This window comes from Gemmatimonadaceae bacterium, from assembly GCA_019637355.1.
Taxonomy (GTDB): domain Bacteria; phylum Gemmatimonadota; class Gemmatimonadetes; order Gemmatimonadales; family Gemmatimonadaceae; genus Pseudogemmatithrix.
In genome coordinates this window covers 2,693,183-2,706,103 of record JAHBVT010000001.1, presented here as the reverse complement: position 1 = coordinate 2,706,103, position 12,921 = coordinate 2,693,183, and the positions used below count along the sequence as shown (strand labels likewise).

Sequence of the window (12,921 nt, the reverse complement as noted above, 5' to 3'; positions counted from 1 at the left end):
CTGGCGCAGGCGCAGCATCGACATTTCGTTCGTGGCTGGGGGGATCGAGTCAGGCCCGGGTTCGGCCCGCGGGTACGACCCCAAAAGCTACACCTACCCGATTGGGTGGGGCAAGCGGAAAACGCCCGTAGAATCCGTGTCCAGAACAGGTTCGGCGCGTCGGCCCGCCGTCTCAGTCTGGCGCGACTTCAATCTTCACCGCGTGCTGTTCCTTGACCTTGGCGGCGTTGATTTCCAAGGCGGTGCGCAGTTGCGCCACGGCCTCGCGGAGCACCCGGACCTTGGCCTGCTCCCCGCCGCCGCGTCCCATCGCGATGATCATCGCCGACACCTGATCGGCAATCAGGCCGAACTGCGCCTTCAGCTGCCCCTGCAGGTTGGTGCCGATGCGCTTGATCTGCCCCGGGATGGCCCCGACGCCGCGGTTGTTCTTCACGTCCACGGCCATCCGCTCGACGAGCCCGTGGATGGTCTGCACCGTCCCCAGCGCCTCCTCGATGGTCTTCATCTTCTGGGTGCCGGCGCCGTCAAGCTTGATTCCAGCCATACTTCGAACTCCGATTGGGGACGGATGACGAATGACGGATGCGACCTGCTGTCGGCTTCCGTCCTCCGTCTTCCGTCCGGTCTAGTGTGCGCCGCTGACCATTCGCGCGGGATCCAAGACCGCGTCGAGCTGCTTGCGGGTCATCAGCTTCTTCTCCAGCACGAGCTCGGCCACGCCGCGGCCGCTCTCCAGGGCTTCCTTCGCCAGCGCCGTGCACTGCTCGTACCCCAGCGTCGGCAGGAGTGCCGTGACGAGGCCGATCGAGCGCTCGACGTAGTCGCGCATCACCTGCGGATTGGCCTCGATGCCGACCACGCACTTCTCGCGCAGGATGCGGCAGGCGTTGGTCATCGCGCTGATGTGGCGCAGCAGCCGGAACGCGATGATCGGCTCGAAGACGTTCAGCTGCAACTGCCCCGCCTCGGCCGCCATCGTCACCGTCACGTCGCCGCCGATCACGTCGAAGCACACCTGGTTCACCGCTTCCGGGATCACCGGGTTCACCTTGCCGGGCATAATGCTCGAGCCGGGCTGCATCGGGGGCAGGCGGATCTCGCCGAAGCCGGTGCGCGGGCCGCTGGAGAGCAGGCGCAGGTCGTTGCAGACCTTGCTCAGCTTGACGGCGCAGCGCTTGAGCACGCCGGAAAGCTGCACGAAGCCGCCGGTGTCGCTGGTGGCCTCCACAAGGTCCGGCGCGGTGATGAGCCCGAGCCCGCTGACCTGGCTGAGATGCGCCCGCACCTTCTCGGTGTAGCCCTCGGGCGCGGTGATGCGCGTGCCGATGGCGGTGGCGCCCATATTGATCTCGCGCAGCAGCGCCTTGGCCTCCTCCAGCCGGTCCACATCCTCGGCGATGGTGTTGCCGAAGGCGGTGAACTCCTGGCCGAGGGTCATCGGCACGGCGTCCTGCAGCTGGGTGCGGCCCATCTTCACGTGCGGGGCGAACTCCTGGCCTTTCGCGCGGAAGGCCTCGACCAGCGCGCGCATCTCGCGCTGCAGACCGGCCAACGCCGCGTGCAGCGCGAGGCGCACGGCGGTGGGATAGACGTCGTTGGTGCTCTGCGAGAGGTTGACGTGCTCGTTGGGATGCACGCGGGCATAGCTGCCGCGGGGCACGCCGAGCAGTTCGCAGGCGCGGTTCGCGATGACCTCATTGGCGTTCATATTCGTCGAGGTCCCGGCGCCGCCCTGGATCATATCCACGCGGAAGTGCTCGTGGTGCGTGCCGGCGGCAATCTCGCGGCAGGCCTTGATGATGGCCTCGCCGATGTCGGCCGGCAGCGTGCCGATCTCCATATTGGCGCGCGCCGCGGCTTCCTTCACCTGCGCCAGCGCGACGATCAGGTCGGGAAAGTTCTGTAGCGTGACGCCGGTGATCGGGAAGTTCTCGATGGCGCGCAGCGTCTGCACGCCGAAGAGCGCGGCCTGCGGCACGTCGCGCTCGCCGAGCAAGTCCTTCTCTGTGCGCGTCGGGCCGCCGAAGCCGGCGGCGCGATCGCGCCCGGAGAGCGCCCCGTCCGCCGACTTGAGGCGCGCCGCGAGCACGCGGGCGCTACGCGCGAGCAGCGCGGCGTGCAGGCGGGGCTGGTCCTTGAGCAGGGGCTCGAGCGTGAATTTCTCGAAGCGCAGCGCGACCAGCGGCGCCAGCACCTTGCCCTCGGTGTGGTGCACGTCGTCGCCGAGCAGGATGCTCTCGCCGACGACGTCGCCGGGGCCGAGCGTGGCCAGGCGGTGCGGCTCGTCGCCGCCGCCGGGAAGCTCGATGGCCAGCGTGCCTTCGAGGATCACCCACAGCGCGCGGCGCGGCTCGCCGTCGCGGAAGAGCCGCTCGCCCTCAGGGTATTCGATGCGCTCGGCGGCGCGCGAGAGGTGCCAGCGCAGCTGGTCCGGGAGGCCGGCGAAGAACGGGATGGTATTGAGATCCACGGTACTCATCCTCGGAAATTACATCCCGGGGCCGCCGGTGAGGCGGCGCACGAGGCGATACATAAACTCGAGCCCCTGGTAGAAGGCCTCGGCTTCGATCTTCTCGTTCATCCCGTGCGCGTTGGGCGCGGAGTAGAACAGGCCGCTGACGCCATACACCGGGATGCCCGCGGCGCGGAAGTAGGCGCCGTCCGTGGCGCCGGTGCTCATCGTTGGGACGACCGGCGTGCCCGGGAAGATTTCTTCGGTGGCGGCCTCGATGGCGCGCAGCAGTTCCGGGGTCAGCGGTGAGGCGGGCGAGTTGGAGTCCTCGCGCTCGACCGTGACCTTGATCTCGGGATCGGCGATGGCCTCGACGATGCGGGCCTGCACCTGGGCGCGGGTCTCTTCCGGGAGGATCCGGCAGTTGACCGTGGCGCGGGCGCGCTGGGGCAGGGCGTTCATCGCGTGGCCGGCCTCGAGCAGCGTGGCCACGCAGGTGGAGCGCAGGCGCGAGTTGTTGGAGAAGTCGCGCGAGACGATGACGGCGGCCTGCGCATCGCGCTCGTTGGCGACGAGGCGTCGCATCGCGGCGCCGGTCTCGCCGCCGAGGATGTCGGCCTGCCGGGTGAAGTAGGCGCGGGTGGTCTCGTTGAGGCGCACCGGCTGCTGCATCTCGGCGAGGCGCGCGAGGGCGCGGGCCAGCGAGTAGATGGCGTTGTCCGGCCTCGGGACGGAGCTGTGACCGCCGCTGTTGGTGGCCTCGAGGATGAAGTTCACCACGTACTTCTCGGCGGCCTGCACGTCGTTGGAGATGCGGCGGCTGCCGTCCATCCGTCCGCCGCCACCTTCGTTGAGCACGAAGGCCGCATCCACCAGCTCGCGATGGTTGGCGAGGAGGTACTCGACGCCGTTCTCGGGTCCGCCTTCCTCGTCGGCGGTGAGCGCGACGATGATGTCGCGCTCGGGGACGTAGCCTTCGGCCTTCATCCGCAGGAGCAGCGTGAGGTGGATGGCGCTTTCGTCCTTGTCGTCGGCGACGCCGCGGCCGTAGAAGATGCCGTCGCGCTCGATGAACTCGAAGGGCGGCAGCGTCCAGTCGGCCGGATTGGCCTCGACCACGTCGATGTGTGAGAGCAGGAGGATGGGCCGCAGCGTGCGCGAGCGACCGCGATAGCGGACGATGAGGTTGCCCTTGCGTGGCGCGTTCTCGATCACGACCACGTCCTCGCGCGGGAAGCCGGCGGCGAGCATATGCCGTGCCATCGCCTCGGAGGCGGTGACGGTGTTGCCGGTGGAGTGGGTCGTGTTGATCTCGACCAGCTCCTTGAGCAGGGCGCGGGCCTGGGTCTCCCAGCGCGTCAGCTGGCGGCCCTGCGCTGCGAGGGGGGCGGTGGCGGCGCCCAGGAGGAGCGCGGCGGCGAGGGCGAAGCGGAGGCGGGTCGGCATCCGTGCAATATGGCCCCTCGCGCCGGTCTGGGGCGGCCCCTCACGCGAGGCGGGCGGAGGGACTAGCATACCGCAGACCCCGAACCCGCCCGCCGATGCCTACGACCCGCCGCGATTTCCTCGCCACGTCCGCCGCCGCTCTCGGGGCGACGGCCCTCCCGACCACAGCGGCCGCCGCTGCGCCCATTGCGACTCTGCTGCGCGCGCGCCCCACCGTGGTGGCCTCGGCCAACGGCCTGCGCGGAGTGCGCCTCGCCTACGACCGCATCGTCGCAGGCACCGACGCGCTCGACGCGATCATCGCGGGCGTGAACATCCAGGAGCTGGATCCCGAGGACACATCAGTGGGCCTCGGCGGCCTGCCGAACCGCGACGGCGTCGTGCAGCTCGACGCCAGCTGTATGCACGGTCCCACCAAGCGCGCCGGCGCCGTGGCCTGCCTCGAGGACATCGCCACGCCGAGCCTCGTGGCCAAGGCGGTGATGGATTACACCGACCACGTGATGCTCGTGGGCCAGGACGCGCGGCGCTTCGCGCTGGAGATGGGCTTCACGCCGCAGAACCTGCTCACCGAGAAGACGCGGCAGGAATGGCTGCGCTGGCGCGCGCGGCTGAACCCGAACGACGCCTTCCTCGACTACGATGGCGACGTGGACATCAAGTTCACGACCGGCACGATCAATATGAACGCCGTGGACGCGCGCGGGGACATCAGCTCCGTGACGACCACCAGCGGGATGGCGTGGAAGGTGCCGGGGCGCGTGGGCGACTCACCGATCATCGGGGCCGGTCAGTACTGCGACAACCTCGTCGGCGCGGCAGGCAGCACCGGCCGCGGCGAGGCCAACATCAAGACCTGCGCGTCGTTCTTGATCGTGGAGTTTATGCGCCAGGGCCTCGCGCCCGAGGCGGCGGCGATGAAGACGATGGAGCGCATCGTCGCGATGACCGAGGCGCGCCTGCTCGACGAGCGCGGCCGCCCGAAGTTCGATCTCCAGTTCTACGTGGTGCACAAGGACGGACGCTACGCCGGGGCCTGCCTGTACGAAGGGGCGCAGTTCGCGGTCTGCGATGAGCGCGGGGCGCGGTTGGAGCGCTGTGCGTATATGTACAGGAGATAGGACGGATGACGGATGACGGAAGCTTGTCCGCATCCGTCATCCGTCATCCGTCATCCGTCATCCGTCTTGAAGGACTTTGCCGTCCGCTCGACTGCCACCGCCGCTTTCACCAACGAGTTCGCCGCGGCGGCGATTTCCTGCGTGCTGGCGCTCTGCTCCTCGCTGGCGGCGGCGACGTCCTGCATCGAGTCGGCGAAGGCCTGCGTGCCCTGAGAGAGCGATCCGAGCTTGGCGGTGATTTCGGCGGCGAGGGCCTGACCCGAGGCGGCGGAGGAGGCCATCGCCGAGACCCAGAGCTCGGCGTCGCCGACGGCGCGCTCGACCTGCGCGAAGGCCTGCCGGCCGCGCGTCGTGGCGCCGCGCACGGCCTCGACGGCGCTGCGGGCGCGCAGGCCGCTGGTGCTGGCGGCTTCCATCTGCGCGATCAGCGATTTCATCAACTGGTCCGTCTGCTCGGCGGCTTCGGCGGTGTTCTGTGCGAGGCGGCGCACTTCGTTGGCGACGACGGTGAAGCCTTCGCCGTGCTCGCCGGCACGCGCGGCCTCCATCGCCGCATTGAGCGCGAGCAGCTTGGACTGCCGCGCGATCTTCTGCACCAGCGCGACGAAGGCACGGATCTCGTCGGAGGCCGTGGCCAGCGCCTCGGTGGCCTTGGCGCCCTCCTGCACGTCCACGGCCAGGTCGTCGAGCCGGCGCGCGCTCTCGTCGAGCAGCGTGGCGTTCTCGGTGGCCAGCGTCTTGAGGCGGTCGTTGCGCGCGAGACCATCGGCGGCGCCGGCGGACACATTGCCCGCCAACGTGGCCAGCCGCGTGGCATCTTCGCTGAGCAGGCGGATGGTCTGGGCCATTCCGGCGGCCTCGTCGCTGAGCGTGCTGGCCGTCTCGGCGATGCCCGACGCGGCCTGCGCCATATGCTCGGTGCTGGCGGTGATTTCGGAGGCGTTGACGGAGGTGGCCGCACCGTTCTCGTGGATGAGGCCGGCCAAGCGGCGGAGCGTGGACGTCATCTCGACCATCGCGCGGCCGAGCCGCCCGAGCTGGCCGCCCGCGCTGGCCGCCTCGGGCGTGCGCGTGAGGTCGCCGGCAGCGATGGCCTCGGCGACGTCGGCGAGGCCGCGGAGCTGGTTTCCGACGATCGGCGAGATGAGGAGCCGGAAGACCAAGGCCGACGACGCCACGGCCACGGCGAGCAGCAGGGCCAGCATCCAGACGAGGTCGCCGGCCGAGGCCAGTGTGCCGAAGGTGGCCCAGCCGGCCCAGAGCAGCACCAGCACGGCGAGGGAGCCGAGGATGGCCGCCCAGTCGGCGACGCGGTCGATGACGTGCGTGCGCACGGCGGCGTCGGGAGCGGCATCCGTGTTGGAGGCCGTTCGGGAGGGAGCTAGATTCAAGGAATTCCTTTCCACAGACGATGACTGCATCAGTTCCTGAGCCCGTGACCTACGATCCGGCAGTGGTCGAGGCGCGTTGGCGGGAGCGTTGGGCCGAGCGCGGTACGCACCGCACCGACCTCGCGACCGGCGAGCGCCCGTTCTACGCCTTGATGATGTTCCCCTACCCGTCGGCCGAAGGCCTGCACGTGGGGAATCTCTTCGCGTTCACTGGTTGTGATATCTATGCGCGCTTCCAGCGCCTGCAAGGCCACACGGTCTTCGAGCCGCTGGGCTACGACGCGTTCGGCATCCACTCGGAGAACTTCGCGCTGAAGGTCGGGCGGCATCCGATGGAGCTGATTCCGAGCAACATCCGGAACTTCCGCCGGCAGCTCGACCGCGCCGGCCTGATGGTGGATTGGTCCAAGTCGGTGGATACGACCGACCCCGCGTACTACAAGTGGACGCAGTGGGTGTTCCTGCAGCTGCACAAGCAGGGCCTGGCTTACAAGAAGGCGGCGGCGGTGAACTGGTGCCCGTCGTGCAAGACGGTGCTCGCCAACGAGCAGGTCGTGAACGGCGCCTGCGAGCGCTGCGGCACGATGGTCGAGCAGCGCTTCCTGGAGCAGTGGTTCTTCAACATCTCCAAGTACGCGCCGCGCCTGCTGGCCAATCTCGACACGATGGACTGGTCGGCGACGACCAAGCAGGCGCAGCGGAACTGGATCGGCCGCTCCGACGGCGCGCGCCTGCGCTTCCCGGTGCTCGACCCGCTGGCCGACGCCGGCAGCTCGGCCGTGGCGGTGACTACGGAGCTGCGCACCGACCGCACGAGCATCGAGGTCTTCACCACGCGCCCGGACACGATCTTCGGCGCGACGTACTTGGTGCTGGCGCCGGAGCATCCGCTGGTGGAGGAGCTCACGACGCCGATGCAGGAGGGCGTGGTGCGCGAGTATCGCGCGCGTGCCGCCAAGCAGGACCTCGTGAGCCGCAAGACCAGCAAGGAGAAGACGGGCGAGTTCACCGGCTCGTACGCGGTGAACCCGGCCACCGGCGAGATGATCCCGATCTGGATCGCCGACTACGTGCTGATGGAGTACGGAACCGGCGCGATTATGGCGGTGCCGGGCCACGATGAACGCGACTTCGAGTTTGCGACGAAGTTCGAGCTGCCGATCCTGCGCGTGGTGGCCGGCCCGGGCGACGATGCCAAGACGCCGCTCGGCGATGCGGCCTACGTCGGCGACGGCGTGCTCGTGAACTCCGAGCAGTTCGACGGGCTCGGTGTGGACGAGGGCAAGGCCAAGGTCACCGCGTGGCTGGCGGAGCGCCGTGCCGGCGAGGCGGTGACGAACTACCGTCTGCACGACTGGTGCATCTCGCGGCAGCGCTACTGGGGTCCGCCGATCCCGATTATCTACTGCGACGCCTGCGGCACCGTGCCGGTGCCGGAGTCGCAGCTGCCGGTGCTGCTGCCTGACATCCCCGACTTCAAGCCGGACGACTCGGGCATCTCGCCGCTGGCGCGCCACGAGGAGTGGTATCACGTGCCGTGCCCGACCTGCGGCAAGCAGGCGCGGCGCGAGACCGATGTCAGCGACACCTTCCTCGACTCGGCCTGGTACTTCCTCCGTTACCCCAGCGTGGGCCGCGACGACGTGGCCTTCGACGCCGCCACGACGAAGAAGTGGCTGCCGGTGACGACGTACATCGGCGGCAACGAGCACGCCGTGCTGCACCTGCTGTACTCGCGCTTCATCACGATGGTGCTGCACGACGCGGGGCTGCTCGACTTCGAGGAGCCGTTCACGAAGTTCCGCGCGCACGGGTTGATCATCCGCGAGGGCGCGAAGATGTCGAAGTCGCGCGGCAACGTGGTGAACCCGGACGAGTACATCGAGCAGTGGGGCGCGGATGCGTTCCGCACCTACCTGATGTTCCTCGGCCCCTTCGAGGAGGGCGGCGATTTCCGCGACGGCGGCATCAGCGGCGTGAAGCGCTTCCTGGACCGCCTGTGGATCGCGGTGCGCGACCGTGACGACGCGGCGGCGCCCGACGCCGAGGTGCAGCGCAAGCTGCACGCGACGATCAAGAAGGTGGGCGAGGACGTGCCGGCGCTGAGCTACAACACCGCCATCGCCGCGATGATGGAGTATATGAACACGGTGCGGAAGAACGAGCGCACGGCCGCCCGCGCCGAGGTGGAGCCGGTGGTGCAGCTCGTGGCGCCGTTCGCGCCGCACGTGGCCGAGGAACTGTGGGCGATCTTGGGGCACCAGACGAGCGTGTTCGACTCGCGCTGGCCGGCCTACGATCCGGCGCTGCTGGTGAGCGACGAGATCGAACTCGTCGTGCAGGTGGGCGGCAAGACGCGCGGCAAGGTGCTGGTCCCGAAGGACGTGACACAGGAGGCCGCGCTGGCGGCGGCCAAGGCGGATCCGGTGATCGGGAAGTTCATCACCGGGGAGCCGAGGAAGGTGATTCTGGTGCCGGGGCGGTTGCTGAACGTGGTCCTGTGAGGGACTGCGGTTCACCACAGAGGGCACAGAGGGCACAGAGAACTACAACTGCCTTTTCTGGGGGCTCGAACCGATGCTTCGGTACGAGCCCCCAAAGCACGTGTAGTGGTGGTTCTCTGTGGACTCTGTGCCCTCTGTGGTGAATGCCGTTCAGGCCGCGACGAGGATCTCCCTCTCCAACCGCGCGTAACTCGTCTCCATCCCGACCGTCATTCCGGTGCCGAGCACGATGTCGCGCACCTCCTTGTTGGGATAGGTGATGACGATGCTGAGCAGGGTGCCGGCGGGGACGGCGGTGAGGGTCATCTCGTTCTTCGACGGCTCGCCGTCCATCCCGATCATCTGCTCGGTGGTGACGGCGCGGTAGGGCGGTGCGGACTCGAGGAGCTCGCCGACGAAGCCGAAGCGCTGCGACTTGTCCTCGGCTTCCCACTCGAAGCGGTAGCGCTGGCCGACCTTGGTCGCGATCTCGCAGACCGGCATCGTCCAGCCATCGGGGCCGAGCAGCCAGCGCTGCATCAGGGCGGGCTCGTGGTGCGCACGCCAAACGTCCTGGACCGAGCCGCGGATCACGCGGCTGACGCGGATCTGCGTGTCGTTGAGGATCTGGGCCTCGGTGGGCCGCGAGGCGGCGAAGGTCTTGAGGTCCGCGAGCACGGCGTCGATCTGGCTCATCGCCGACTTCGTGCCTTCCACCATTCCCATCTTCACGAGCTCTTCCATCGCCTCGAGGCTGGGGAAGTACGTCACGCTCTTGAAGCGTGAACCCTGCTTCGTGGCGGTGAAGGTGAAGACCATTCGCATCGAGGGCATCGCATCGTTGCGGCTACCGTCGGGGTTGGAGAAGCCGTCCTCGACCTCGAAGCGCTTGCCGGGCTCGACGGTGAGGAAGCGGAACCAGCCGCTCGAGCGCTGACCGTCAGGGCCCGTCATATAGTAGTGCGACTCGCCGCCCACGCGCATATCGTGGCGCGTGAACGTGGCCGGCCACTGCTCGGGGCCCCAGAAGCGCTCGAGCTGGCGAGGGTCCGAGTACGCCTCCCAGAGGCGCTCGACCGAGCAGGGATACTCGGCCTCGATGGTCATCGTGAGGTCGGCGGCGTTCGAGGCGATGCTGGTGACGGGCATTGCTGCTACTCCTTGGGGGGACGGGGTTCGGCGAGGATGGCATCGAGCTGGCTGAAGCGCGACAGCCAGAGCTGCTCGAGTTGCAGGAGCAGCTCGCGCGCCCGCGCGATGCGCTCCGGGTTGCCGCGCACGAGGCGCTCGCGGCCGTGGGGACGTTTGGTCACGAGTCCAGCCTCCTCCAGCACGGCCACGTGCTTCTGCACGGCCGCGAAGGACATATCGTAGCGCGCCGCGAGTGCGGACACGGACGCCTCCTCGCCGGCGAGAACCCGCGCGACGATGTCGCGGCGCGTGCCGTCGGCGAGGGCGCGGAACAGCCGGTCCAGATCCGCCGCGGGGAGGGGAGAACGTGCAACCATATGGTTGTAGGTTATCAGGCCCCGGCAGATCGCGCAAGCCCCCCGCATATTCGAACCGAACCCTCCTCCGGGACCGCGAATGCCGGCACACACGCACTACCTGTGGTTCGAGACCAAGCGTCGTCAGGAGCTCATCGACATCACCGACACCGTGGCCGAGCAGCTGCAGGCGAGCGGCATCCGCGAGGGCTTCGCGCTGGTGTCGGCGATGCACATCACGGCCTCGGTCTTCGTGAACGACCACGAGTCCGGGCTGTGGCACGACATCCTGCACTGGTTGGAGCACAGCGTGGCGCCGTGGGATCCGGACCGGTACCGGCACAACGAGACCGGCGAGGACAACGCGGCGGCGCACCTGCGCTCGCTGACCATCGGGCACGAGGTGATCGTGCCGGTGACCGCCGGCGCGCTGGACCTCGGGCCCTGGCAGCGCGTGTTCTACGGCGAGTGGGACGGGCAGCGGCGCAAGCGGGTGATCGTCAAGATTGTCGGGGAGCGTTGAGCGCTACGCCTGCCGTATCCAGCGCAGCATCTCGCGCAGCGAGGGCTCCTTGCCGTAGGTCAGGATCGCCAAGCCGAAGATCTTGCCTGCCGCGCGCCGGAACAGCCACACGGCGCCGAGCAAGAACGCGAGTGACGCTGCGACCTCCCACCACGGCACCGTCGTGAGCACCAGTCGCGTCGGCAGGACCGCGGTGGCCGTCAGCGGGAAGAGGGACAGTGCCTGCGCAATGCCGGTGTCGGCACGCTCCGTCAGCGCCAGCGCGACGCCGAGCGGTGCCATCGGGGCGAACAGCAGCAAGGTACGCGTGGAGCTGTTGGGATCGTCGATGCTCGCCGCGATGGCCGCCATAAACGCGAACCACATCGCGACGCCCAGCAGCGTGATGACCAACACGAGCGCGAGCGTGCCCCAGGCCGAGGCGATCGGTGGCAGGGAGAACTGCGGGCGTCCGAACAAGAACGGCAGCAGGCGGAAGACGGCGAAGACGGCCGACGCCGTGAGTGCGGTGCCGACGACGGCCGCCGCAGCCAGCCCGATGATCTTACCATCCATCCACACCTGCGGCGGCACGATGGCGACGAGCTGCTCGGTCACCCGCTGCTGCTTCTCGCCGGTGATGCCGGCGAACATCGTGCCGAAGCCGCCGAGGATGAGCGTGGCGCCGATGAAGAGGATGACGAAGGCGGCGACCCGCGTCGCATCGTCGTCGCTTCCGTCGTCGGCAGCGGTATACTGCGTCCGGACGTCGAGCGGCGAGACGAGGGCGGCGCCGTCCGGCGTCGTCGCCGCGAGCCGCGCGAGCAGCGTGGCCTGCCGCGTCTCGACGAGGCGCCGCGCGAGGGCATCGGTCCACGCCGCGCGATCGCGCAGCACGAGCTCGACGTCACGCGCCTCGCGCACGAGGAGCAGACCCTTGAGGCGTCCGTTCTCGACGGCCGCGCGGGCCGAGTGCTCCGTCCAGGCTTCCGTGGAGTCCCAGGCCACGGGCGCCGCATCCGGCAACGCGAACTCCAGCCGTTCGGCTCCGACGGCGGCCACCGGCACCGGCTTGCGCTTGGCCTGCGCGGCCATCCGTCCCACGAAGCCACTGCCGATGCCGATTGCGAGCACCACGGCGAGGCCAATGAGTTGCTGCTTCCACTTCACGAAGCGCGTGAACTCCCAGTGCGCCACCTCCAGCGTCTGCTGCCAGCGCGTCACGCGGCCTCCGTGCCGGCAATGCCGGCCTCGGCGTTGGCCTCACGCACCTTCTGCACATAGAGGTCGTGCAGGGACCCGCCGCCCACGAGCTCAGCGGTGGGTGCGTGCAACAGCTCGCGCCCGCGGTGCATCACGAAGACCCGGTCGGCCATCCGTTCGACGAGCGACATCTGGTGTGCGCTGAAGAGGATGGTCGTGCCGCGTTCGCGCAGCTCGCGCACCAATGTGAGGAACAGTTCCTGGTTGAGCGGGTCGAGCCCGCTGAACGGTTCGTCGAGGATGACGAAGCGCGGCGCGTGTAGTACGGCGGCGGCGAACTGCACCTTCTGTTGGTTGCCCTTGGAGAGGGCGCTGAGCTTCTCGCCGGCTCGGTCAGCAAGCTCGAATCGCGCGAGCCACTCCGCAGCTCGGCGTGTTGCGTCAACCGCCGGCACACCGCGCAGCCGCGCAAAGTAGGCCAGTGTGCGCAGAATCGGCATATCCTGATACAGCCCGCGATCCTCGGGCAGATAGCCCATCTCGGATGCCGGAAGTGTCACCCGCTCGGCGCCGTCCCACAGGATGCGCCCACGGTCGGGGCGGGTGATGCCCACGAGCATCCGGAGTAGCGTGGTCTTGCCCGCGCCGTTGGGGCCGAGCAGCGCGACGGCCTCGCCAGCGTGCACATCGAGCGAGATGCCGGCGACAGCGCGCACGGTCGCGTAGGTCTTCTCGACCGACTCAATTCGGAGGAGTGCCGTCATAGATGCCTATACGATGCACGAGGGGCCCCGTTTCCGGGACCCCTCGAGTGTGACGCATTCGTGAACAGC

Annotated in this window: 11 protein-coding genes; 3 read left to right on the top strand and 8 right to left on the bottom strand. The window is 68.7% G+C overall.

Going from position 1 to position 12,921, the window contains the following annotated elements; all coding sequences use genetic code 11:
- Window positions 1-172: 172 nt before the first annotated feature.
- From KF689_12365 to KF689_12355, 3 genes are all read right to left on the bottom strand, one after another.
- Window positions 173-547 (bottom strand): hypothetical protein, encoded by a 375-nt coding sequence (locus KF689_12365; GenBank protein ID MBX3134166.1) that lies wholly within the window; start codon window positions 545-547, stop codon window positions 173-175.
- An 81-nt stretch (window positions 548-628) separates the two neighbouring features.
- Window positions 629-2,482, bottom strand: coding sequence for an aspartate ammonia-lyase (locus KF689_12360; GenBank protein ID MBX3134165.1), 1,854 nt, complete (start codon window positions 2,480-2,482; stop codon window positions 629-631).
- 9 nt (window positions 2,483-2,491) lie between these two features.
- Window positions 2,492-3,901, bottom strand: coding sequence for a M20/M25/M40 family metallo-hydrolase (locus KF689_12355; GenBank protein MBX3134164.1), 1,410 nt, complete (start codon window positions 3,899-3,901; stop codon window positions 2,492-2,494).
- A 95-nt stretch (window positions 3,902-3,996) separates the two neighbouring features.
- Here KF689_12355 and KF689_12350 point away from each other — a divergent pair, with 95 nt between their 5' ends.
- Window positions 3,997-5,022, top strand: coding sequence for a N(4)-(beta-N-acetylglucosaminyl)-L-asparaginase (locus tag KF689_12350; protein MBX3134163.1), 1,026 nt, complete (start codon window positions 3,997-3,999; stop codon window positions 5,020-5,022).
- A gap of 50 nt (window positions 5,023-5,072) precedes the next feature.
- Here the strand turns inward: KF689_12350 and KF689_12345 are convergent, their stop codons facing one another.
- A complete protein-coding gene (locus KF689_12345) occupies window positions 5,073-6,356 on the bottom strand; it encodes a hypothetical protein (protein ID MBX3134162.1) in 1,284 nt (427 codons plus the stop codon).
- 77 nt (window positions 6,357-6,433) lie between these two features.
- Between KF689_12345 and leuS the strand changes: the two genes are divergently transcribed.
- The gene (leuS, locus tag KF689_12340; GenBank protein ID MBX3134161.1) at window positions 6,434-8,917 is read left to right on the top strand and encodes a leucine--tRNA ligase; all 2,484 of its coding nucleotides are present in this window, start codon (window positions 6,434-6,436) and stop codon (window positions 8,915-8,917) included.
- 150 nt (window positions 8,918-9,067) lie between these two features.
- On the opposite strand, the gene KF689_12335 is transcribed toward leuS, so the two are convergent.
- A complete protein-coding gene (locus KF689_12335) occupies window positions 9,068-10,030 on the bottom strand; it encodes an SRPBCC domain-containing protein (protein MBX3134160.1) in 963 nt (320 codons plus the stop codon).
- A 20-nt stretch (window positions 10,031-10,050) separates the two neighbouring features.
- Window positions 10,051-10,404 (bottom strand): winged helix-turn-helix transcriptional regulator, encoded by a 354-nt coding sequence (locus KF689_12330; protein MBX3134159.1) that lies wholly within the window; start codon window positions 10,402-10,404, stop codon window positions 10,051-10,053.
- A gap of 79 nt (window positions 10,405-10,483) precedes the next feature.
- Here KF689_12330 and KF689_12325 point away from each other — a divergent pair, with 79 nt between their 5' ends.
- Window positions 10,484-10,906 (top strand): secondary thiamine-phosphate synthase enzyme YjbQ, encoded by a 423-nt coding sequence (locus tag KF689_12325; GenBank protein ID MBX3134158.1) that lies wholly within the window; start codon window positions 10,484-10,486, stop codon window positions 10,904-10,906.
- A 3-nt stretch (window positions 10,907-10,909) separates the two neighbouring features.
- On the opposite strand, the gene KF689_12320 is transcribed toward KF689_12325, so the two are convergent.
- The gene (locus tag KF689_12320; GenBank protein MBX3134157.1) at window positions 10,910-12,109 is read right to left on the bottom strand and encodes an ABC transporter permease; all 1,200 of its coding nucleotides are present in this window, start codon (window positions 12,107-12,109) and stop codon (window positions 10,910-10,912) included.
- Window positions 12,106-12,852, bottom strand: coding sequence for an ATP-binding cassette domain-containing protein (locus KF689_12315; protein ID MBX3134156.1), 747 nt, complete (start codon window positions 12,850-12,852; stop codon window positions 12,106-12,108). Before KF689_12315 ends, KF689_12320 begins: the two co-directional genes overlap by 4 nt.
- Between the last annotated feature and the right edge of the window lie 69 nt (window positions 12,853-12,921).